This is a genomic window from Paenibacillus sp. FSL L8-0333, from assembly GCF_037965665.1.
Taxonomy (GTDB): Bacteria; Bacillota; Bacilli; order Paenibacillales; family Paenibacillaceae; genus Paenibacillus_AQ; species Paenibacillus_AQ odorifer.
In genome coordinates, this window is record NZ_CP150186.1 from 4,738,804 (window position 1) to 4,763,000 (window position 24,197).

The 24,197-nt window shown below is 42.8% G+C and carries 20 protein-coding genes; 3 read left to right on the top strand and 17 right to left on the bottom strand.

Annotated elements, in window-relative coordinates; genetic code table 11:
* Positions 1-61 precede the first annotated feature (61 nt).
* Together NYE72_RS21250 and NYE72_RS21255 are read left to right on the top strand one after the other, a co-directional pair.
* A complete protein-coding gene (locus tag NYE72_RS21250) occupies positions 62-1,078 on the top strand; it encodes an ABC transporter substrate-binding protein (RefSeq protein ID WP_249267701.1) in 1,017 nt (338 codons plus the stop codon).
* A gap of 143 nt (positions 1,079-1,221) precedes the next feature.
* Positions 1,222-1,452, top strand: coding sequence for a hypothetical protein (locus NYE72_RS21255; protein ID WP_036676096.1), 231 nt, complete (start codon positions 1,222-1,224; stop codon positions 1,450-1,452).
* Positions 1,453-1,458: 6 nt separating this feature from the next.
* On the opposite strand, the gene NYE72_RS21260 is transcribed toward NYE72_RS21255, so the two are convergent.
* The 9 genes from NYE72_RS21260 to NYE72_RS21300 form a co-directional block, all read right to left on the bottom strand.
* Entirely contained in the window at positions 1,459-2,556 is a 1,098-nt protein-coding gene (locus NYE72_RS21260; protein WP_036676094.1) for a GerAB/ArcD/ProY family transporter, read from the bottom strand.
* A 36-nt stretch (positions 2,557-2,592) separates the two neighbouring features.
* Positions 2,593-3,798 (bottom strand): Ger(x)C family spore germination protein, encoded by a 1,206-nt coding sequence (locus NYE72_RS21265; protein ID WP_038572463.1) that lies wholly within the window; start codon positions 3,796-3,798, stop codon positions 2,593-2,595.
* Positions 3,795-5,309: a spore germination protein gene (locus NYE72_RS21270; protein ID WP_094902289.1), complete on the bottom strand. Its 1,515-nt coding sequence runs from the start codon at positions 5,307-5,309 to the stop codon at positions 3,795-3,797. The genes NYE72_RS21265 and NYE72_RS21270 overlap by 4 nt, the downstream gene beginning before the upstream one ends.
* A gap of 156 nt (positions 5,310-5,465) precedes the next feature.
* Positions 5,466-6,491, bottom strand: a complete 1,026-nt coding sequence (locus NYE72_RS21275) for an iron-hydroxamate ABC transporter substrate-binding protein (protein WP_235219375.1) — start codon at positions 6,489-6,491, stop codon at positions 5,466-5,468.
* Between the two features lie 132 nt (positions 6,492-6,623).
* Positions 6,624-8,249, bottom strand: a complete 1,626-nt coding sequence (locus NYE72_RS21280) for a helix-turn-helix domain-containing protein (protein WP_076101514.1) — start codon at positions 8,247-8,249, stop codon at positions 6,624-6,626.
* A gap of 144 nt (positions 8,250-8,393) precedes the next feature.
* Complete coding sequence (locus NYE72_RS21285) at positions 8,394-9,434, bottom strand: NAD(P)/FAD-dependent oxidoreductase (RefSeq protein ID WP_036676089.1); 1,041 nt, start codon at positions 9,432-9,434, stop codon at positions 8,394-8,396.
* Positions 9,435-9,476: 42 nt separating this feature from the next.
* Positions 9,477-11,192 (bottom strand): ABC transporter ATP-binding protein, encoded by a 1,716-nt coding sequence (locus tag NYE72_RS21290; protein WP_076141326.1) that lies wholly within the window; start codon positions 11,190-11,192, stop codon positions 9,477-9,479.
* A gap of 42 nt (positions 11,193-11,234) precedes the next feature.
* Positions 11,235-12,272 (bottom strand): iron ABC transporter permease, encoded by a 1,038-nt coding sequence (locus NYE72_RS21295; RefSeq protein ID WP_036676084.1) that lies wholly within the window; start codon positions 12,270-12,272, stop codon positions 11,235-11,237.
* Entirely contained in the window at positions 12,272-13,330 is a 1,059-nt protein-coding gene (locus NYE72_RS21300; protein ID WP_036676077.1) for an iron ABC transporter permease, read from the bottom strand. The genes NYE72_RS21295 and NYE72_RS21300 overlap by 1 nt, the downstream gene beginning before the upstream one ends.
* Before the next feature lie 213 nt (positions 13,331-13,543).
* Here NYE72_RS21300 and NYE72_RS21305 point away from each other — a divergent pair, with 213 nt between their 5' ends.
* Complete coding sequence (locus tag NYE72_RS21305) at positions 13,544-14,551, top strand: ABC transporter substrate-binding protein (protein ID WP_076141327.1); 1,008 nt, start codon at positions 13,544-13,546, stop codon at positions 14,549-14,551.
* 88 nt (positions 14,552-14,639) lie between these two features.
* On the opposite strand, the gene NYE72_RS21310 is transcribed toward NYE72_RS21305, so the two are convergent.
* From NYE72_RS21310 to NYE72_RS21345, 8 genes are all read right to left on the bottom strand, one after another.
* The gene (locus tag NYE72_RS21310; RefSeq protein ID WP_076104414.1) at positions 14,640-14,861 is read right to left on the bottom strand and encodes a hypothetical protein; all 222 of its coding nucleotides are present in this window, start codon (positions 14,859-14,861) and stop codon (positions 14,640-14,642) included.
* A 46-nt stretch (positions 14,862-14,907) separates the two neighbouring features.
* Positions 14,908-16,884, bottom strand: a complete 1,977-nt coding sequence (locus tag NYE72_RS21315) for an ABC transporter permease (RefSeq protein WP_076141328.1) — start codon at positions 16,882-16,884, stop codon at positions 14,908-14,910.
* On the bottom strand, positions 16,874-17,641 hold the full coding sequence (locus NYE72_RS21320) for an ABC transporter ATP-binding protein (RefSeq protein ID WP_076141329.1): 768 nt from the start codon (positions 17,639-17,641) through the stop codon (positions 16,874-16,876). Before NYE72_RS21320 ends, NYE72_RS21315 begins: the two co-directional genes overlap by 11 nt.
* A gap of 134 nt (positions 17,642-17,775) precedes the next feature.
* Positions 17,776-19,191, bottom strand: a complete 1,416-nt coding sequence (locus tag NYE72_RS21325) for an MFS transporter (protein ID WP_076141330.1) — start codon at positions 19,189-19,191, stop codon at positions 17,776-17,778.
* Positions 19,192-19,390: 199 nt separating this feature from the next.
* Positions 19,391-20,395, bottom strand: a complete 1,005-nt coding sequence (locus NYE72_RS21330) for a helix-turn-helix domain-containing protein (protein WP_076141331.1) — start codon at positions 20,393-20,395, stop codon at positions 19,391-19,393.
* Positions 20,396-20,560: 165 nt separating this feature from the next.
* Positions 20,561-21,664 carry a chemotaxis-specific protein-glutamate methyltransferase CheB gene (gene cheB, locus NYE72_RS21335; RefSeq protein ID WP_038572469.1) on the bottom strand — a complete coding sequence of 368 codons (1,104 nt, stop codon included), beginning with the start codon at positions 21,662-21,664 and terminating at the stop codon, positions 20,561-20,563.
* A 41-nt stretch (positions 21,665-21,705) separates the two neighbouring features.
* Positions 21,706-23,304 carry a methyl-accepting chemotaxis protein gene (locus NYE72_RS21340; RefSeq protein WP_038572471.1) on the bottom strand — a complete coding sequence of 533 codons (1,599 nt, stop codon included), beginning with the start codon at positions 23,302-23,304 and terminating at the stop codon, positions 21,706-21,708.
* 208 nt (positions 23,305-23,512) lie between these two features.
* The gene (locus NYE72_RS21345; RefSeq protein ID WP_076104408.1) at positions 23,513-24,175 is read right to left on the bottom strand and encodes a response regulator transcription factor; all 663 of its coding nucleotides are present in this window, start codon (positions 24,173-24,175) and stop codon (positions 23,513-23,515) included.
* Positions 24,176-24,197: the final 22 nt, after the last annotated feature.

A 24,197-nucleotide genomic window follows, 5' to 3' on the forward strand; every position in this document is an offset into this window, starting at 1 on the left:
GGTGAAGCTTGTAAAGTTCTTATTGAGAATGATAATCAATATACATAGGGGGAACAACAAATTGCATAATCCAGGAAAAAATAGCTCCAAACAAACCCATTGGCTTCTTTTTCCCTTCATGCTGGCATTAATTCTAGTCATATCAGCTTGCGGGAATTCCAATAATTCTGTGGGGAATACAGGCAGTAACACCAGCAACACATCATCGGCAACTGCAGTACCTACCGAAACTAGTCAACCAACAGAAACTACGGAAACAGCTGCTCTTAAAAAGGTCACTACTATAAATGGTGATATTGAAATCCCTGTTCAACCTAAAAGGATTGTCGCTGAGGAATATCTGGGCAGTCTGATTGCGCTAGATACCATTCCTGTTGGTGCTCCCGGATTAACACTGGAGAATATGTATTTTAAGGAGGCACTTACTGGAGTTGCAGACACTGGAACTTACGGCAAAATGTCACCTGAAAAAATCATCGCACTTAATCCTGATTTGATTATTTCTGGACAAGCTGAAAGCTATGAAGCACTAAGCAAAATTGCTCCAACCATCGTTGTGCCATATGGTGATCTGAAAGATGCTCATGCCGAATTAACCTATTTCGGAGAACTCCTTGGTAAGGAAGAGGCAGCCAAAAGCTGGCTTGCAGATTACGACAAACGGATAGCTGAAGCTAAAGCCAAAGTAGACAAAGTAATCCCTGCAGATGCAACATTTTCCATCATGGAAGACGGCGGAAAATCCATTTGGGCCTATGGCGATAACTTTGGCCGAGGCGGACAGCCTGTCTATCAGGCGCTGGGTCGTAAGCCCCCTACAGCTGTGGCCGCAGAAATTATGGAGAAGCAATGGGCGGAAATCTCTACAGAGGCACTCGCTAAATACGCAGGAGATTATATTATCTTAACTTCCAATAACCGTACAGAAGCTGATTACAAAGCTGATCCAATCTGGAGTAGCCTACCCGCTGTAAAAAAAGGCCATCTCTATGTATGGAAAGAAGAACGGTCCTGGTACTATGATCCAATTGCCGTGTTATCCCAGACCGAAGAACTGGCTGCTTGGCTTACACAATAAAATGCGCTTAAATTAGAATCCCCTACTGCTTCCAACAACGTTGGAGCAATAGGGGATTTGTTATTTTCTTTTGACTACAAACACACTCAAGAGGTAATAATACATTTAGCCTAAGGTTAATCTAGCAAATGGAGTTGATCAATATGAAATTACTATTACTATATTTCATGCTTGCTTTTATGGGGTTGCTGATGGCAGTAATCATCGACCTTTTATCAGGAGAAAACCTCACCGCTTCAATGCGGACGATCTATGACTCCTTTGCAGCTACAAGCATACAGGAATCAATAACTATGCTCGTTTTTATCTCCTTACCTTTTGTTATTACAATTACATCCTCTATCCGAAATAGAAGCAATAAATCCATCAAATAAAATATACTAACCTAAACTCCCTAATTTTCTGCGGATGTAATGAACGATGCACAAGAGAATAGGTACAGCGGCACAGAAATACGGCAAAATATATTTCAGAAATATCCTTCCTTCGTCCATATGTATCGGATAATTCGCTGAACTAATAAAAGCCCCGAACAAAACAACAATACCAACGGGAACGGCGAGCTTTCTGCTGTCTTGCACCTTGAATAGATCCGCGGTGACTACCATTGCAGCGTAGCAATATACTGACATTTTAAAAAAGACTCCAATGATTAAGGTTAAGAGCACAAGCGCGTCCAAACGTTGAATGAAATTGGCCAGGTTTACTAACGTTATCGTAGTGAACATCGGAAAATTGGCTCTACTGTAGATTTCTGTTCCTAGAACGGATATTTCGATGGCATGGGTAAAACTGAGTAATAATCCGCATAAAGTAATTGCGATGATTCCGGTTCTTTTTGCTACCTTGGTTTTTTTGATATGAGGTAAAATCGTAGTGAAACATACCATCTCCCCGAACGGAAATAGCCATATATTTAGATAGGCTGATTTCAATGCATTCTTCCAATCCGAGGCCTGTAACGGAAACAAGTTATCTAGTTTTACTAGTCCGGCGGCAATAACCAAAAAGCAACTGGTCAAGCCCAATAATATTATAATCAGCATATAAATCTCAGCCGCCCGCGCAAACACCTCAATCCCCTTATTTAAGATGTAAATTACCGCAACAACCATCATTGCATAAATGATGAACACGGGTGTTCTGTCGTAAGAAGCAGCTATTAACAACTCACCTGATTCATGCAGATTTCGAGAGCCATTGAAGAGAAGGATTGGAATGTATGTTAAGCTTAACGGCCAGCCTAATACATTGCCCAGTATCTTTCTTGTATACCCGCTAATAATCATGCCCGGATATTGCCGGTATAAATAAACATAAATCAAATACAAAAGAAGTCCACCGGGCAAAGCTAACAGAATAGCAATCCAGACAGCATGGCCACTTTCAAGTCCAATCGGTACCACAAGGGCCGTTCCCAATTCAAACAAAAAAATCAAAGCAAATAATTGACTCGCGCTGATGGTTTCTTTTTTCATAAAGTGGCCTTCTCCCACCTTTCTCACTGAACACTTTCATTTTTCCTTTAACAATTTCGGCTCTAATCTCATTCCAACACTGCGAATATAGGCCTCTACAGAAACATCCACTTCCGCTTCCGCGAACACTGACTCCCAATCGTCCTTAACAGTCTCCCATGCTTTTGGATTTGTGCGCTTCAGTTCATTCCCGAAATTGAAAATATCGCATTTCATAGTTTGAGCAGCCTGTAAGGCTTGGGTTATTTCCTGTTTAGTTTTAAGAGCCACTTGTTGTTCCAACTGAACGATTACCTCTCTATCACTTAGCTCAATATAACTCTGTGCCTCACTAAGCGTCCCCTCTTCCACAACATTTACATGAATGACGGGTACTTTATTGCGGAGTTCAATCTTAATTTTTGTTTTTGAATAATTAATGTTAACGGCTATCGAATCTTTAACCTCATTTGAATCTACATTAATACTGGTTTCATTAATCTCGTTCTGTACCCATAGTGCCCCCCGAGCAAGAGGGCCATCCAGCCACCCCTGAAAAACCCCTTTTTTCAATACGCTAAGCCCGCTCATTGTGACAAGTGCTTTTACTTTAGTTTGCTCCATCCCGGATTTTTTAGTTCCTTCTTCAGCGTCTCCAAGAATTCTGGCTCCGGATATCACCACTGACCCTTCTCCACTGAGACCATTAATTAGCTCAAAAACATTGATATCCCGGCTTTCTCCATATATTCTAGCGGTATTTTTACTCTTTTTAATAATCCCAATTGCAGGCAGGCTTTCTACGGGAAGCAATAGTTTCAGAATAGAGGATGCTTCCGTATCTCTGGCTACAATAACATTCGTGTTGAGCCGCAGCTCATGGGACCTTTCAAAGATGTCAAAAATCCCATCAATACCGCTCTTCACTGTAGATTCGCCTAAAACTAATAGCTGCGTGTGTGCAAAAAACATCTGTCTTGCCGCCTTTTTTGAAGTCTTGCGAAAAGCGCCAAAGATCGTACGGTCCGTAGAAGAATAAATAGTGACCGTGGGTTGTCCGGTGCTAGCTCCTGCACTTGTGGCTGTTGAGGATGGATTCACAATCTGAAAAGTAACATGATATTCCTCTTTATTCGGCACCTTATCCACACCTATACCAGTCACAATGCCTAAATTGTTTAATTCCCGACTGTTCCAGCAGCTTGTCAGCAACATTAAGCAGCATATACAAATAAATGAACGCATCATCCATCCGACCTTCATTTGCCACTCCCCGGCTTCCCATCATTCACCTTAAGTCGAGTATTATTTTTTTGGCTAACAAGACGCGGCCGAGTTTTCATATATTTCAAGGGCACACGCAAGATCGAGTCCTTCTGATTCTCAGCGATAAAAGGACCAAATGGAGACATATACGGAAAACCCAACGATTTCAAGCTACACATATGAGCAACCAAAATAAAAGTAAAGATCGTTATTCCATAAAGCCCCATAAAGGCTGCGATAAACATAATGATGAAACGCAAGATACGTATGGAAAGAGCCATATTAAAAGCGGGAGTAGCAAAGCTGGATATTCCTGTAAGTGAAACTACAATAACCATTGCAGGAGAGACAATACCGGCTTGTACGGCTGCCTGTCCTAACACTAAGCCCCCAATGATCGACACAGTTTGGCCTATAGGGGATGGCATACGAATTCCTGCTTCACGTATAATCTCAAAGGTAAATTCCATCAGCATAGCCTCAATAAAAGCCGGAAATGGAACCCCCTCCCTTTGTGAAGCAAAATTAATAAGTAAGGCCGTTGGGATCATTTCTTGATGAAAGTTTAGAATTGCAATAAATAACGCTGGGCCAAATAACGAAATAACAAGGCAAATAAATCTCAATAATCGGATCAAAGTCGTGATATCATAACGCTGGTAATAATCTTCTACGGCATGTAAAAACATAAAAAAGGTTGTAGGTGCAATCAGCACAAACGGGGTCCCGTCCACAAATATAGCAACTCGACCTTCTAAAAGATTTCCTGCAACACTGTCAGGACGTTCCGTATTATATAATGTTGGGAATGGAGAAAAGGGAGTATCTTCTAAAAATTGCTCAATGTATCCAGATTCCAGAATCCCGTCTATATCAATGCTTTGCAGCTTAGTTCTGAGCTCCTTTAAGGTATTATCATTGACGATTCCATGAATATACATAATAGATACATTCGTTTGCGTGACGTCACCTATCTTCATCGACTCCACCCAGAGATTAGGGCTTTTTATTTTCCTGCGCACCAGAGAGATATTCGTCCCAATAGATTCTGTGAAGCCTTCCTTGGAGCCACGAATGGCTACTTGAGTTGTAGCGTCCGATACCGCTCTAACCTCACCGCCGCTTGTATTCCCTCTGATAGCTGCCCTTATCCCGTTGACCCAAAGAATGGTATCCCCAGAGAATAAAGCCTCAAAAAGCACATCCCAATCTTCAAGTGTCTGTTCTTCTCCGATCCCTCTCGCCACTTCTTTCATATACAAAAAGATATCTTCAGCGGATGTTACCACCGGGTTTTCTTCACTTAGCTTATCGAACGACATCGCATGCTCCACAAACTCGTTGACCATTAATTTTTCTATTAATCCCTCAATATATACAGCAGCTACCTCAACCTGTGTGGTAGTGGATTTAATTCTACGAATAACAATATCAGGGCTATGGCCAAGCCTTTCTTGAAGCTCTTTAAGATTATCGTCCAAAATAGTAGAGTTAAAGGGGTCCATCATTAACACCTCCTGCTCATACTATTTGTTCTACACCGCTTTTTTATGCAACAAATGGAATCTATAACCTCCCTTAACTTGGAATATAAATACGCAAAAGGGATGTCCTTGAGCTACTATAGCTCAGCGAACATCCCCTTTTACTCTTTTGAAATTAACTTATTGAAGAGACTTCAGCAACGTAACTATCTCATCCAGCTGCTTGTCCAGCGCATAAGCATCGGATAGATAATAAGTTTTTAGATCGTAGGTGAATACATGACCCGACTTGACAGCAGGTAGGTTCTGCCAGAAGACACTGTCCAGAATGTCCAGCTTATCCTGCTCCACACCACGGCTGAAGCCTTGGAAGATATAATCAGCTTCACCTAAGTACTCGGGCAACGCTTCAAGTGAGAGGGAAGCCCAGCCTTCTTTAAAGGCTGCCTCTTGGACAAGATCAGGTGCATGCAGCCCCAATCCGTTATATATAATCTCTCCACCGCGCCCATATGACGAACCGTATAAATACAGCTCTTTACCGGCAATTTCAAAGATCGCCACCTTTTTGTCAGCTGCGATCAGATCAGCCAATTCCGCTTTTTTCGCTTCCAGCTTCTGATTGAAATCCGCCACCCACTTTACAGCCTGCTGCTCCTTGTTCAAGATTTTCCCGATCTCGATCAATCGTTCCTTATAGTCGTATTTGCCCCAAGGAATAAAGACAGTCGGAGCAATCTTAGAGATCTGCTCATAGGTATCTTCCTGATAAGTGATAATCAAGTCCGGTTCGAGGCTCGTTATTTTCTCCAGGGACACCGTCATGTCATCGCCTACTACTTCTACACCTGTCAGCGCCTCTTTGAAATATGGATGGTTCAAGATGTCATTCCCGGCAACGGCAATGGGCGTCACGCCAAGCGTCAGAAGATCACCAATAAAGTCTTGTACCGGAATCACAACTCTTTGTGGATTGCGTGGGATCTGCACCGGGCCTTTGTCGCTTTCGTACGTCCAATACTCTGCATCAGCAGCCGGCTCCGTGCTGGCAACTACAGAATCATTAGTGCTTTTAGCCACTTCAGCCGACGTGCTAGCTGGAGCATTCCCCTGATTAGCAGCTTGTCCGCATGCGCTCAACAGCAGCACCAGCGTAAGCATAACAGCTATCATGCTTATTTTTCCTAACGATATAATTCTGTACAATGTAAATCCCCCTTGAGACTTTATATTATTATGATATTGATAATCAATATCATTAAGATCTTTGTTTAATATACCGTCTCCGCGGGAAAACATATATACACGCTAATACATCAATTTAGCTATGGACGATTGTCAGCTTAATTTATGGCCGGTTAACAAATCTGTCTGTATTTCCAGCTGGCGTTCGAGCGCAAGCCCTTCGCTGCCCCAAAATTCCTCAAGCTTCAGGTAATATATGCATTCATTCCTGAATGCTGGAAGATTGCGCCAAACCGCGCTTTTACTAATGCGTTTACGTGTTCTCGACATCCAGTCCTCTTGTCCTGATACAACCACAAACATATGGTCAGCCGCGTATATTGGCAATTCCGACAGTGAGATGCATAAATGATCATTCCGCTCCAGAACATCTGACCTTACCTTGTCCGGTGGAGTTACCCCCAGCATTGGATACAGATTGTACACCCCTCGGGCTGTATAATTCCAGATATAAATACTGTTATCTTGCCTAATCTCATACACCGCTACCGTTTCACCAGATTCAATTAATGAGGACAAACGCTGCTTGGCCAAATCTATTTTCAAATGATAGTGCCTTATCCATGCCTCTGCCCGCTCCTCTTCTCCCAGCAGTCTGCCGAATAAACGAATCTGTTCCAGGCGGTCCATTTTATCACACTCCACAGTAACTAGTGGACCCAACTTTTCCATGCATTTAAGCTGACGAGGGCTCAGATAGGTCGGTGCAATAACTAGATCGGCTTCTAGCCCAGACCAGTCCGCTTCCGCCGGACATCCCTGCAACTCAAATGATCGCACACCCGCCAGTTCCGGCAGCAAAAGCAATGAGTAGTTCATCACATCTTCTTCAACCGCGACAGGCTTCACTCCCAGCGCAAGTAAATCCCCTAAAAATTGTAACGCTACTATCCGCTTCGGTTTGGGACGTAAACGGAATTCTGTTGGGGTCATCCCGGTGACTTGCTTGAATTTGCGGCTCAGATATAGTCCATCTGTATAGCCAACTTTTTGCGAAATTTCCTGTATTGTTGCTTTGCTGGACATCAAGTGTTTTTTCGCTTTATTTACTCTTAAATGAGTTACATATTCGGTGAAGCTCCAACCCGTCTGCTTGCGGAACCATACTGAGAAATAACGAGGATTGAAGCCCATCATTCGAGACATCATCTCCCGCGTAATCTCCTTTTGGAAATTCTGGTGGATATAAGCGAGCATTCTGAAATATGAACTATCCGTAATGTCTGCTTCAGCGTCAGCCTCTACGAGCAGTTGATGTAGCTGATGCAGCAAGGATTGAATTCTATCTGCCTGTACTTCTAAATTATTGGCAGCAACGTCTTCTAATTCGCTGAATAAGCGAGTTATTTTATTCGTCGTACGTATAGGTAAAATCCCATTGACCGGAAAAATTTCACGGCAAAGTCCATAGACCAATTCTTGCTCCGTGCTATTACTTAGCCCATATACCTCATAGGAGATTGCTAGAACAGAGATAACAGTCTCTAATGGAGCATCAATTTGATAAGTCACACCTGTGCTTAGAAAAAGAATTTCACCATTTTTAAGAGCTACTGTCTCTCCTTCTATGGTTATTTGAACGATAGCTTCTATTGGTGTCAGGAAGAGTGGGGACTGGGCAATCTGGGGTTTATTGATGTGACCGCCGCCGCATTGGCGTTTCCCTGCCTCTTTTAACAGATAAATTCTATGAACCGGGTTATTATTTGATAGCTTCATTCCTGCTCCCTTCCAGACTGCTAGACTTAATAACCCATAAAATAGAAAGCAAGCGTATAAGGGTTCTCTCCGCTCGAAATGGATAAGATCTCCTATACGCTTTATATAAAACTTCAGATTTTATGGTTTGAGAAGCCTCTATCCTTAGTGGTCGTCAACGACTCCAAGCGCTTTATTCTTCTCTTTGAACCGTTCATTGTGAGAAGATACGTAAGCGACTTTGGCCGCGGTCGGGTCAATGTACAGCTTTGCGCTATTAAGCGCCAGAGCCGCATCAGTGAAAGCGCCTGCGATCAAACGAACCTTGCTCGCATAATCCACAAAGTCACCTGCTGCGAATATACCCGGAAGATTGGTCTCCAGCTTATCAGTTACATTCGCACACCACTCGCCCATATCAAGGCCCCATTCTTTTAACGGACCAAAATCGCTCTTCAGACCATGATTCACAATGACAGCATCCACTTCAAACTGCTCTGTTTCACCTGTCTCTATATGGCTGATCGTAACCTGATCTATCGTTTCACCATTACTGCTGTGTAATTGGCTTACTGCATATGGCGCACGGACATTGACTGAGGATTCCTTCATCCGCACAATGTTTTTCTCATGTCCGCCAAACTGTTCGCGGCGATGCGCAATCGTCACACTTGCAGCGATGGGCTCCAATTCATTCGCCCAATCTACTGCGGAGTTGCCTCCACCGGAGATTAGCACTCTTTTACCGCGGAACGGCTCCAGCTCTTGAACGGTATAATGAAGATTCGTCACCTCATAACGATCTGCACCTTCAATTTCAAGCTTTGCCATCTGTAGAATTCCGTAACCAATTGCCAAAATGACTGTGCGGGTCCAATGTTGTTCCCCAGTAGAAGAGGTCAAGATGTACGTCCCATCTTCTTGTCTCTCTTGATTCATAATTTGCTGACCCAGCACAATAGTCGGATCGAAGGTTTGAGCCTGCTCCTTGAGCTGACCGATCAGTTGATGGCAAAGAGTTGGGGTTACGCCTCCTACATCCCAGATCATTTTTTCGGGATAAATAAGCATTCTTCCTCCGAGCTCATCCTTCGCTTCAATTAACTTTGTCTTCAAGTCTCTCATTCCACTATAAAAAGCTGTATACATCCCAGCAGGTCCGCCACCAATAATGGTTACATCGTATAATTCCAGTTGTTTATTCATCGTGTCCCTCCAAAATTATATTCTAGTGATCCCTTCAGCTACTTAAGCTCCAAACTGCGCTTCATGCAATCGGCTGTATATTCCGGCAGTCTGCAGCAGTTCCTCATGCTTACCTTGTTCTGCGATGCCGCCTTCCGCAACGACAACAATACGGTCCGCATTTCTGATCGTTGCAAGGCGATGAGCAATAACAAGTGTTGTGCGTCCTTCAGACAACTCGGCGAGGGCCTCTTGTATAGCGGACTCCGTTTCAGTATCCAATGCAGAGGTTGCTTCGTCCAAAATGAGAATCGTCGGATTCTTCAAGAACATCCGGGCGATGGACAACCTCTGCTTCTGGCCGCCAGAAAGCTTGACGCCTCTCTCACCGATCATTGTATCCAGCCCAGCAGGCTGAGATTTGATCAGTTCTTCCAGCTGAGCGCGTCCCGCAGCCTCCCAGATTTCTTCATCGGAAGCTCCCAATCTGCCGTAAACAATGTTCTCACGGATGGTTCCGTCAAACAGGAATACATCTTGTTGTACAATCCCGATATGGGAACGAAGTGATTCTAACGTCATGGAGCGAATATCTATTCCATCAATAGAGATGTTGCCTTCGCTTACATCGTAAAAGCGTGGCAGCAAGCTGCAAAGTGTTGTCTTACCAGCACCGGATGGACCCACAAGTGCAACCGTCTCTCCTGCCGAAATCGATAAGTTCACATTGGTTAGCACCTTTTCTTTATCACTATAAGCAAAAGCTACATCCTGGAAGGTTATATTCCCTGACAGATGAGACACTGGCTTAGCGTCTTTTGCGTCATCAACATCTGGCTCCGTCTCCAGCAGTTCAAGATAACGTTTGAAACCAGCGATCCCTTTAGGATAGGTCTCAATGACCGAGTTAATCTGTTGCAAAGGTCCTAAGAAGACATTAGACAACATCACAAAAGCAATAAATTCACCGTAAGTCATTTGCTTCTGGATTACAAAATAGGTTCCGCACACAAGAACGAATAACGAGACCAGCTTCATGAGCACAAAGCTAAAGGATGAATTCCAAGCCATAATTCGATAGGTCATAAGCTTCGTAATACGGAAGCGTTCGTTATTAACTGCAAAACGGGAAATTTCATGATTCTCATTAGCAAAAGCTTGCACAACACGGATCCCACTTACATTGTTTTCTACGCGTGCGTTATAGTCAGCAATGTCCGCGAACATGATGTGGAACGCTTTGGACATTTTGCGACTGAAGTACATGGATAAATAAATCATCAGCGGGACAATTACAAAGGTTAGAATAGCTAATTTCCAATTGATGCTAAGCATGATACCGAATACACCAAGCAGCGTCATCACTGCTATGAATAAATCTTCAGGACCATGGTGGGCAATCTCACCGATGTCCATCAGATCATTTGTCATCCGCGAGACCAAATGGCCTGTTTTGTTATTATCGAAGAAGTTGAAAGAGAGCTTCTGCACACGATCAAATAGCTTTTTTCTCATATCCGACTCGATATTGATCCCCAGCTTATGCCCCCAATAAGTAACGACAAAATGCATAAAGGCGCTGACGATATATATCCCCAGCAAACCGAGGCAAGAATAGAGAATCCATATCCAATTCCCACTTGGCAGCATATCATCCACTACCCGGTTAACCGCCAGTGGGAAGACTAGTTCCAGCAGTGCAGCAGCAATAGCACAGGAGAAATCAAGAATAAACAATCCCTTATAGGGTCTATAGTAAGCAAAAAAACGACGCAACATTGTAAAAATTCGCTCCTTCCGGTGATTGACCATCCTCTTTCATCAAGATTTAGTACGGGCTAGCAAATACAAGAAGTATGGCGCTCCAATTACAGCAACAACAATTCCAGTGGGGATCTCAGATGGCTGTAAGATCCAGCGCCCAATGGTATCCGCTATAATGACTAGCAGTGAGCCGAGCAGCGCTGAGGTTGGCAGCATGAGCTGATGTTTGGGTCCAACTAGTCGTCTCGCCAAATGGGGGCCGACAAGGCCGACAAAGCCAATCCCACCACTCACAGCAACACTTGCCGCAGCTAGACCAACCGCAGCCGCAAGAAGCCGGAATTGTTCTTTCGTTACAGCAGCCCCAAGTCCTACAGCTGTCTGTTCACCCAAATTAAGGACGTTCATTACCCTTGCTTTATAGATGACATACGGCACGAGAATTACGATCCACGGTAGTAAAGAAAGTACAAACTTCCAGCTTGTGCCCCAAATACTTCCCGCAAGCCAAGTAGCCACAAACTGATACTTCTCCGGATCCAGCCGAAGAGTCAGCACGATCATCGCTGCACTCATTCCAGCTGCAACCGCTACACCGGTCAGCAACAGTCGCATGGGTTTTATTCCTTCATGCCGTTTATAAGCTAAGACATAGATCAAGGCAGCAGTAATTCCCGCACCAACAAACGCCACCATAGGCAGCAGATACACCGGAGCCGCGGTTGCCGTCGGATAAAAAGATATTAACAGCATAACCATAATTCCTGCACCAGCGTTAATCCCTAAGATGCCGGGGTCGGCCAAAGCATTACGAAAGACGCCCTGCATCACAGCTCCGGATACAGCCAAACCTGCGCCTATCAGAACGGAGATCACAATACGCGGTAGCCGAAATTGAAACAAGATTAACTCTTGCTTATCCGTCCCTTTACCGAATAACGTATTAAGCAGCTCCATAGGTGTCAAACGTATGTATCCTGTATTCATACTAATAATAAAAGCAATAACAATCAGTACAGCTAAAATAATCATTATAACTAAGCCACGTTTATTTTTGGCGGCTTGGAAGGAATCGAATGAAGTTTTCTCTATCATTACAGTTCCCTCCTTTCTTTACGTGCAAGATAAAGGAAGAAAGGTACACCGATCAGTGCAATAATTGCTCCAAGCGGCGTTTCATTAGGGGGATTAATCATCCGTGCTGTTAAATCTGCAAATACTGCAAGCAGACTGCCAAGAATAGCTGAACATGGAATGATCCATCTGTAATCCACACCTACAAAAAAACGGGTCAAATGGGGAATAATTAGTCCAATGAACCCAACGGCTCCTACTACTGCAACTGATGATCCAGCCAGAATCAATACGATTAAAGTCCCTGCCAGCTTAACAAGCCCTGTGCGCTGGCCTAGCCCTTTAGCAACATCGTCACCTAGGCTGAGCATTGTAATCGATCGGGATATTACCATAGCCCCAATTAACGCTGCTCCTATCCAAGGGAACATGACTTTAAGCTGAATCCATTTCGTCCCAGCCACGCCTCCCGCATACCAGAAAGCCAAATCTTGCCCAATGTGAAAATATAAAGCTACCCCTTCACTCAGCGCTGACAGCAGTGCACTAAAAGCAGCACCTGCCAGCACCAGACGAGCAGGAGTCAGCCCTCCCTTGGCCAATGATCCGACCCCATACACAACCCCAGCCCCTACTCCGGCACCAATGAAGGAATATAGGATTAAATACATAAACGATAGATTCGGGAAAAATGCAAAACAAAGCGCCAGCGCAAATCCTGCGCCTGAGTTGATGCCCATCAAACCTGAATCTGCGAGTGGATTTCGGGTCATTCCCTGCATAATGGCACCCGCAACTGCAAAGCTGGCCCCTATCATTGCCCCGCCAAGTACACGGGGTAATCGTAATTCTCTAATAATCTGATGATCCATGATCTCCGGATCAAAGTGAAACACAGCTGCCCACACCACAGAAAGTTTAATATCAGCCGCTCCAAAGGAGACTGAAACAGCGATACCTAGTGCTAATAGTACCAGACCGCCAACCAAGATTAACGTGGCAGCCCAAGGACGTGAACGGAACTCTTGTATGGCTGACCCTTTATTAGGTCTAATCTTGGAAGATATCTGTTGATTCATGAATGCCACCCTATTTCTATGAAATTGATTCTCATTATCACTATGCTATTGTAAATGAGCCTTCCTAGGTTTGGCAATAGATAGATTTAATAGGAGGCATTTATTTTATTGCATTGACAGGAATTCTAGGATTTGATAAAGTTCAAATTGAAAATAATAATGATAATGATTCTCATTATTATTTGTTGGTACACATATATAGGGAGGTTTATCATGCTAAAAAGAAAGACCCTCTTCCCCATCCTGGCACTCATAATGTTATTGTCTGTATTTGTGACAGCTTGCGGGGGAACAAACAATGCTTCATCTAATAAACCAACAGAAACAACAGAAGCAACTACAGCACCGAGCACAAAGCCAACGACTGCTCCTGAGGCTTCAGCTGCTGAAATGCGTAGCTATGAAACCACTAAAGGTACTGTGCAAATACCTGTAAAACCACAGCGGATTATTACAGATTATTATGGTGGGGAGTTGCTCTCCGTAGGAGCAAATGTTGTAGGTGTCGAACCTAGTACCTTTGATAATCCCTTCTTGAAAGACCTGCTCACAAACACACAAGATGTCGGTGCTCCAGTTAACGCCGAGAAAGCTCTGGAACTTACACCTGATCTAATCGTCGTTATGTATGATGATAACTACGATGCTTTATCCAAAATTGCTCCAACCATTCATATTCCATACGGAACTGCTACAAATATCTATGAAACTGTTAAACTGTTCGGTGACATTGTAGGTGTGCCTGACAAAGCTGAACAATTTATTGCTGACTTTGAGAAAAAGGCTGCTGAAGGCCGCGAGAAGCTTAAAGGTGTCGTAAATGAAAATGATACTTTTGGAATCTATGAGCTGACTGATAAAGGTGAGCTATGGACCTTCGGAAATAATGCTGGCCGGGGTGGACAAGCCCTTTATAACGCACTTAAGCTAAAAATGCCTACTAAGAACAGCAATGACAACCAAACGTTGCAGCTGTCCATGGAGCTATTGCCAGAATATGCAGCTGACTACATGTTCCTCACCACTTATGATCCTGACAAAAAAGGAGATAAGCTGAAAGAACTGAAGGAATCTCCAGTTTGGAACGGACTTGATGCTGCGAAGAACGATCATCTATTCTACAATGATTTTGATACCTACTACCGCTATGATCCGATTGCGATTACCGCACAGATTGATCTGTTCGTAGATATGATTCTTGAACGCAACGGTAAGAAATAAACATAGGCACATACAAAAACACCCTACTTAAGGCACTGTCTAAAGTGGGGTGTTTGGCTATACATAATAAGCTTCTGTTAAATTTATATCATCTAGTATATTCATTATACTCATCGGTGTTATTTATTTTTTTGTACATATACTCATCATTTTTAAGCTTATAGAGCTGCCCCATCCCCGCAAATACGAAAAACAGCACCAAAATTAATCCATACGCATAGGTGAATTCACCAATATAAAAGCAAGTGACTATCGCAACAAGGGTCAAGATCATTAATGCGACTGCAATTCTGGAAAAAATCTTTTTCAAATGGAATCCCCCCACGTTTTGTGCACCAATATTATCATATTTGGGATTAAATTGAAATCTCATTTTTTTCTATTAAGGGAATATCGAGTAGCTTAATATGTGCCAGCATATTGTGAGTGTATATTTTGGTGTATATACGATAAAAAAGGACTTGAAATAAAAGATATGCTCCGCCCACCAACAAACAAAACCACATCGGCTCCAGAGCTGTAGACATTTCAACCCTGGAAGAACTGACAACATAAAAAGAAGACAATGCAATACCTAATGCATAAGGGAGAAAAAACAGCACTTTTAAAGGGCCGCCTATAATACGAGCCACGTCCTTAGTAGTAATTCCAATCTTGTTCAGCTTCCTGAATTTGATCCGCTCACGCTCTAAATCGGTCTGAATACTGAAATGCAGCACTATCCCGGAGGCGCCGAAAAATATTAAACCAACAAATGAAATTACGAAGATTCCAAATCGGCCAGACTCCTGTAACTGTAGATAGTCACTTATTCTAGACTTCGTAGAAAATACGAGGGCCTCTTGCCGCTCATTGCCATACCAGGACTCTGTATTGTCTTTGTTATATTTGGCTAAAGCGGCATTTAACTTAGCATCTATATCCGCAGTTTTTTTCCAATCCTTAAAATTCAGGAGCTGAAGGTTACCGATCGCTTTTTTATTTTCCGCTTTCAGCGCCATATAATCCTTTTCGTTTACAATGATATGAAGACCATTCATTAAATTCGGCACAGGGTTAAATACCATGTGAAATAGGATACCTTGTGAATACAGCGTATACTTCCCGGAAGCAAGCGTCAGGTCAAAGGTGGGCATTTCCGGTCTTTGATTCTTCCATTCTTCTCCTCGAGCAACTAAGGCAAGATTAAGAAAGTGATCTTTCTCCACATGATAATCAGTGCCGATTAATGCATTTATATTCTGGTCCAGAAATATTTTAAAATTAAACAAGTCGATATACTCCAGCTTTTGGTGTGAAAGCAGTGGCGTAGCGCCATGATCCGTGATCTCACTTAGTATTTTTGGTGAGATGCTATTTTTTCCGAATACTTCTGAATAGGCAATATCATATGGATTGTTTGCAACCGGAATTTCCTCAGCATTCCAGGTCAAATAAAAAATAATCCCGCTTAGAGAAATCGTGATGAAGACGAGAAAGGTGATGAGAGAAAGCACTACTTTGGAGCGACCAAGGGTATAGATCAAATTGGAACTAAACAGCAGGTGCTTGTGATATGCTCTGCTTGATCGCGATATAAAAAGTTTCATCCAGTCCCCAAGTCCTGACAGCAGCAAATAAACGCCCAACATACTAATTCCCAGATTTATTAACATCATGCGAGCATCGGAAGGGTTGTAATGAGTGAGCATATTATAAACGGAGATTCCCAACAGTAAAACTCCGATGACTCCGGTGATTTTCCCATGAATCAGGTTGCGTTCTGCGGTTCTGGATTCTTTTAAAAGACGTAAAATGCTGTATCTCAAAGTGAATAGCAAATTGATTGCAATCACAACTATGTAAATCACCGCGAAGAATTTAATGGTATACAGATAACTATCCAGCGTCAGTATAAAAGCACTGTCCCCAATATTAACTAACAGCGAAACAATGAAGAAAAAAATACCGGAGAAAACCGTCCCTGCACCTAAACCAGTGAGAATCGAGGCTAAAGCGATCATGCTATTCTCGAACAAAATGATTTTGCGGATATTGTGGCTTGTCATTCCAAGTACCATTAATAGCCCAAAGTCGCTTTTTCTGAATTTCAAAAAGGCCATCTGCGCATATACAATAAACAGAACAGCAAACACTCTTATCACCAAAAAAGGAGCATATAAATTACCTGACACCATCCCATTCACTTGATAAGGGTCATTAAAATCAGGATTACTGTACAGCGAATAAAATGTAAAAAAGATCATGACTGTAAAGCTGCTGCATAAGAAAAACAACAAATATCTTCTAAGATTCGCCTTAAATATCTGAAATGCCATTCTCCTAAAGGTCATCTTCTCCCCCTCCAATAAAGGCCAGGTTCTCCAGAATCAGATCAAAAAATGCTCTGCGCTCTTTATTCTCTCTAGCAATCTCTAGTAGAGCCTTCCCATCTTTGATAAAAAGCACGCGATTACAATAGCTGGCCGCAAAAGGATCATGCGTGACCATCACTATCGTTGCTCCTTTTAGAGTGTTGAGCTTGGCGAAGGTTGCCATCACCGTACTCGAGGATTTGGAATCCAAATTCCCCGTCGGCTCGTCCGCAAAAATCACATCTGGATGATTAATAATCGCCCTGCTGATCGCCGCACGCTGCTGTTGCCCCCCTGAAACCATATAAGGATATTTGTCCTTCACCTCATCCAGATCAAATAGCGATAACGTCTCATCTGTCTTGGCATTGATATCTTCTACCTCTTGATCATCCAGCACCATGGGCACCATGATATTTTCCCGTAGGGTCAGACTATCCAGCAGATTGTAATCCTGAAAAACGAATCCCATACGCTGCCGGCGAAAAAGCGCAAGCTCGTTCTTGGACATCTCATTTATACTAGTCTCTGCAATTCTTACAACCCCACTATACTCCGTGTCGATTCCGCTTAGTATATTTAAAAGTGTCGTTTTTCCGCTCCCCGAGGGTCCCATAATCGCCACAAACTCGCCGCTATCCACACTAAGACTAATCCCGTTCAGCGCTCGATACCGATTCGTTTTGCCTTTTCCTTTGTATTCTTTTGAGAGATTCTCTACTTGCAGTATGGACATCCTAGCACCTTCTCATTGATAGGTTTGGATTGAGTTACATTAAATGGAATTCAATCACTCGGTATTACTATAAAGCTAAGAAGGGCGTTCGTTTGTTAGATTGCTCACAGCGCAAAAAAAGCAGGATACCTCCTCTATAATTTCCGCTCCCGCAAAAAACAAAGGCAAAGAAAACCAGTAAAAGCAAGTCCTCCGATTGCTGCTAATGAGAAGGAAAACGCCCTTACATAATCCGCCAGATCTGCTTCCAAAAGAGAATGCTTTAGCGAAGCGGAGAATAAAATACCGATTAACGCCACTCCTAACGAATTCGCAAAATACATAAAGGTAGTGATCAAGCCTGAACCCGTGCCCGTGATCTTTGTGGGTACTGAACTAAGCGTGACGTTAACTAGGGGCGTAGTAGCCATTCCGAGACCGAAACCATATATCAATAATATTAGGATATTACGAGGGTCCAGCAGATGCGTAACGTCCACATTTAGCTCTAACATAAGCAGCAGGCTACAGCTACCCATCATCAGCGCTCCTATCTTAAGAACACTCATCCCCCATCTTTTGACCATTCGAGACGAGATTAAGGAAGTCAGAAAAAAGCCTATCCCTATAGGCAAGAAAACCATACTCGTATCTTGAACACTATAGTGCAAACCAAATTGCATATAATAGCTCAAAATAAAAAAGAAAGAGAACATACTTAGATAAAGGACAAGAACGGTTGCCAGACCAGCGCTAAATGTTCGATCTCTGAAAATAGACAGATCGACTAACGGTAACGCCCCCTGCTTTCCCTTTCGATTTTCAACCCAGATAAAAGTAAACAACACGAAAAGAGCTAAAATTAGACAGCCAAAAATCCACAACGGCCACCCTTGTTTTTGTCCCTCTGACAACGGATAGATCAGCAGGAACAAACCGATCAGCAGAAGGAAGCTTCCAGTCCAATCAATACTGTGCGCCTGCTCAGCCCGTGTTTCAGGTACAATCGGCATTAACAGCAGGACGAGAAGTCCAAATGGCACATTGAAAAAAAACACCGTCCGCCAACCGAGATCGAACGGATTCCAATTCACAATAGTGCCTCCGAGGATGAATCCGAATGCAAATCCAAAACCAATCATGGCGCCGTAAATGCCGAAAACAAGCCCTTTTTCCTTTGGCAGAAAGCTGACCTGCAGCGTAGATAGAACCTGAGGTTGAATAAGCGCCGCAGCCAATCCCTGCACAATCCGAATAACAATCAGAAGAGCCGGATCTGAGGTCACTCCGCCCAATACTGCCATGACCGTAAACCCGCTCACCCCGATCAGCAACATCCGTTTCCTGCCGTATATATCTCCAAGCTTTCCACTAATAATCAACGCCACAGCTAATCCTAGCGAAAATCCGGTAACGATAAGCTGTGCTTCCGAAAAGCTTGCGTTCAAGCTATATTGCATAGATGGAAGCGCAACTTGAATCATATAAGTATTTAATGAAATAAGTAATGTTGGCAGTAAAATAACCCCCAGCGCATACCACCGGCGCGAATCTACTTGTTGTTGTTCCATTGTATAACCACCTTTTTATCTGCAATCTATGTAATTATTATCATTTAGAGTGGTCTTTTTCTCTACCTGTTAAGGGAGGTGCACTCCTTGATAAGGGAGCAAACACAAAAAAACCTCAAGCAGACAGAATATAACGTTCGATTCCGAACCCTATGTTCTAACACTTGAAGCTTTAAGCTTTCTGCATTTACAAATCTTCCTACAGCCTGTTTCGTTCCAAACTCTGTTGTTCGATACGTTTTAAGTATTCGCTTGGATTGCAGCCATAATGCTTACGAAAGGTCGTCGTGAAATTGCTGACATTGCTATATCCGACCGAAACAGCTGTTTTCCCTATATTCAAACCTTCAACCTCCATATACCAGAGCGCTTTCTCCATCCTTTTTATACGTACTAGCTCGAAGATCGTCATGCCAAATAATTCGCGGAAGCCTTTTTTTAGCTTGAATTCGTTGATACCTACCCGCTTAGCCAACTCACGTATAGATAACGGTTGTTCGAAATGGATTTGCACCAATTCATGTACCCGCTTCAGATTGGTAATATCATCGTGCCGCAGCGTCATACTATCGCTAATAGAACCGTAACCATCAGACTCACCAAACAAAGCAATAAATTCAAGGGCTTTGCTCTCCATATATAAACGTCTCAATGTTCCATGATAGGTACAGTGGATCATTTCGGAGACACATTTTCGGATTGCCGCAGTATCTGGATAACGATCAATATTGCCACGATGATGTCTAAGCCAGGTTTCCATCTGCTGCTTCTCCGATAAATCTCCGGCGTAATTCAGCAGTTCACTAGGAGCAAACCGTATTTCCAGCAATTGATTGGGGACACCTGCTTTTTTCTCTTCATACACCTGAACATCCTCTAGAAAAAGGACATTGCCCATTTGTTTATCCGTGTAACTTTCCTTGCCGTTCCATTCGCAATAGATTTCTCCGCTTAGATTATAGCTTAGTTCAAACAACGGACAAGCTTCTTGAATGTGGAGCTTCATATCCTGTTCGTAAGTTATGTCCGTATACATAATCTCCATACCTGGACGAATCCGTGTACGGGTGACACTTCCCTTGCCAATATGTGAAGGGATAGTAAGCCGTTGTTCCCATTGGTTATGCTCAACATGCCCCTCTATCCGTTCTGTAAATTGATCAAAAAGATCATGAATTTCCATATTCAATATATTTAAAGTCATCGCAAACCTCTCCTTCTTCGCTCCTTGTATACGATGAGTTACATAATCTCTACTCTAGCTCCGTAAATGATAATTGTTATCACTTGAAAGTGTCAACCTGAAATACAAAAAAGCATTGGCGGATTTTATCCTGCCAACGCTTTTTCAGAAGTAAAATAAGACCGTTCAAACTGATGGAAATGTGTCCCTTCGGTATCTCAGCTCCCCCGTAACCTCCATAATCTTCGAGGCTAACAAATGCGAGGGCAGCTCGTAATCCACACAACCCAGCTTCGCCGCTGCTTCAGGCATTTCACTTTCAATAGAAGTTTCTTGCGATTCTACAAGCGTTGATTGGGCACCAGCATGTTTGGCAGCTAGCATCCCTTTAGCGCCATCATTTCCCATTCCGGTCATTAGGATTAAATGCTGCTGTAGACCAGTTAATGCAGATATAGACCCAAACAAGACATCGACCGAAGGACAGTGCCCATTCACTGCAGGCTTTTTCATAAGTTTTATTCTGAGATCTTGCCCCTCCTGAATGATGGTCATATGAAAATTACCTGGAGCGATATAGACGGTTCCCCCGAGCACCGATTGCTTGTCCTTGGCTTCCACCACCCGTACACTTGAGAACCGATTCAGTCGTTCCGCCAATGCTTTTGTGTACTTAGGCGGCATATGTTGCACAATTAGCAGGGGATACGGGAAGCTCGCTGGAAGTGAGGTAATTAAGATTTCTAATGCCTTCGGCCCTCCTACTCCACATCCAATTCCCACGATCTGCTCAATGACTTCTGTACATCCACTCTTATCGTTTTTTTGTTTCTCTTGTCGAGCTTTCACTTTGGAGATGTTTATATTGTTAAGAATAAGAGTTCTTAAAGGAATTTCAGCGGCTTTCTTAATTTTGAATAATAACTCATCTTTTATGCTGTATAGACCAGGTCCATAAGATTGAGCTGGCTTGGAGATGAAATCCACTGCACCATTTTGTAGAGCAGTAATGGTTGCAGTTATACCTTCCTTTGTAGCTGAGCTCAGGATAAGTATAGGTGTTGGCCGCTGTGACATTATGCTTGTGAGTGCTACCAAACCGTTCAATTCCGGCATTTCTATATCTATAGCCACGACATCGGGCCTGAGTTTTTGAACCATGCTGATCGCTTCGGATGCATTTCGAGCTACTCCAATGACCTCGAGGGTTGAGTCCTCCGAAATTAGGTTCGAGATCTGTTTACGCATGGTTACTGAAGCAGCTACAACGAGCACCTTTATTTTTTGCACTACTACTCCTCTCCTATCAATGATAATACCCCTGACACTGTTTATTTAACTTTAAAAATTGATACCAGACTATTTAACTCTTCTGCTAGCTGAGCCAAAGCATTGGCCGTCGTTGCCGTTTCACTGCTGCTTGCCGCCATTTCTTCAGTTGCGGCGGATATGCTCTCAATTGAGAACATCACCTCAGACGATTGTGCAGCCTGTTCTTCACTGGCAGCCGCAATTTCTGTTACTTTATGAGCGGTATCGTTCACCATCGTAAGGATATGTTCAAAGGCTTCTCCATTTTTTTGTGAAAAAGCTACTCCTTCTACTACGGCATTTACACTATGCTGCGTATTCTTCTGCATTTCTTTGATAATGCCCGTGATTTGTTTCGTAGCCCCACTGCTCCGCTCAGCTAACTTTCTTACTTCATTCGCAACAACGGCAAAACCTCGACCTTGTTCACCTGCGCGGGCCGCTTCTATCGCTGCGTTCAGGGCTAGCAGATTTGTCTGTTGGGCAATATCTTCAATCACCGCAATAATCTCACCAATCTTATCAGAATCTTCCGCAAGTCTAGACATTTGAGTATCCAGTACTGCCATTCCTTGTACGGAGTTCTTAACCACGATCCCTCCATCTTGAGCGATACGCATCGTTTGATCTGAAAGCTCAGAGGCCTGTTCAGCACTCTGGGCTACTGAATTAATCGCCGCAGATAATTCTCGGAACAACTCATTCATCGTTTGCGCTGCACTAGCTTGACTCATACTTCCACTAGCTACTTCCTCTGTACTTGCTGAGATTTGCTGTGCAGCAGCTGAGACACTTTCCGCAGAAGAAGAAATGCCGCTCACAGTTCGTCTTAGGTTCAGAACCATTTCATTAACAGAATAAGCTAGCATTCCAATCTCGTCCTTAGATTCCAGATTCGACGTTTCGCTTAAATCACCATTAGCCACTTTACCTAGCAGGCGCATTACTTGATTTAGAGGCCGTGCTATGATCTGCGATATTAGAAGACCCAGACCAATACTGATGAGCAGCGCAACAATAGTAACGCTAAACGTAATCAAACGAGAGGACTGATAAAGGTCATTGGCATTAACAATCGAACCTTGAGCCTGCTTCATATTGATGTCTATTAAATTTTGCAGAAAGTCAGTCAGCTCTGTTGTAGCTGTTTGCAAATCACTTACAAGCAAAAAATTTGTATATTTCTCATTACTAATATTTGTATTATTCAATTCAATAGCCTCATCCAGGCTTGTGATATACCGTTTCCAGATCTCAGGATAATCCTTCATTATGGCTAATTCTTCAGCTCTCAACGCAGTCTTGCTATATTTTCCCATGATCTCTTCAATACTTTGAACGTTTTTATGTATTTTATCTTCGTATTCTTTCTTTTCTGCCACTGTTTTAGCCATCGTGTTTATATCACGGATATTGATTCTATTTGTTAAAAATAGTTCATTCGCTTCTCCCAGATAAGCTATAGGTGTTAAGCGGTTTTCATACATGTCCACGATAGAGCGGTCCATCTTACTCAAATTCGTAATTCCATAGAATCCTACAAAGCACAATATTGCGGATACTAACAGAAATGCGGAGATTAACTTCACTGCTGTTCTTAAATTATAAAACCACTTCATTTTCCTCAGCCCCTCATTGGCGTTAGTCATTTTTTAGTAATTCTTAGGAACTATTTCATCATATACGGTAAGCAGATTAAGGTAACCGAAAAAAAATAGCGCGACCACGCAAAAATATTGCGTCATCCCGCAAAAAAAGCGCAGACCAAAAAATCCCGCCTCACAGAACCGTGAACGGGATTTTGATCTATTTGTTTGTTACGAATTTTCATAGTGAATTGTTGAAATCGGACTCCTTCAATATGCCCAGTCGTTTAGCTTTTATTGCCGCTTCAATTCTCGATTTCACATTTAGCTTCTGGAACAGACTCGTTAAACTGTATTCCAGCGATCGTTGACTCATAAGTACAATCTCTGCTATTTCTTTGTTGCTTTTTCCTTTTGCAATCTCTGTCAGCATTTCATGCTCTTTTTTACTGATCTTCGGATTTGCTTGGTCAACATTAATCTCCATTCCTTTAGGTGATACTTTTCTTAACTGTTTAACTAGGGCATGAGGCAAAATGACATCTCCCCTTAAAGCACAACGCACTGCTGCAACCAACTGCTCTCTATTGGTCGTTTTTGAAATAAATCCAAACAAACCCGATTCGATCATCAAGTTAAATTTGTTAGTAATTTCGTATCCGGTGTAGATTAATATAATCGCATCTGCGCTTATATTTAAGACTTCCTTCGCCAAATCAATCCCATTTCCATCAGCGATATGAAGATCAAATAACATTACGTCAAACGTATGGCTACCCACCATGTTAAGCGCCTCATGGGCTGAATTGGCTAGGGTAACCTCCATATCTCCCTCTTGTTCCAGTATCATCTTAGTCCCTTCCATGACAGAGGGATGGTCGTCCACTAACAAAATTTGAATCATGCCTAATACACCCCTATCCCCT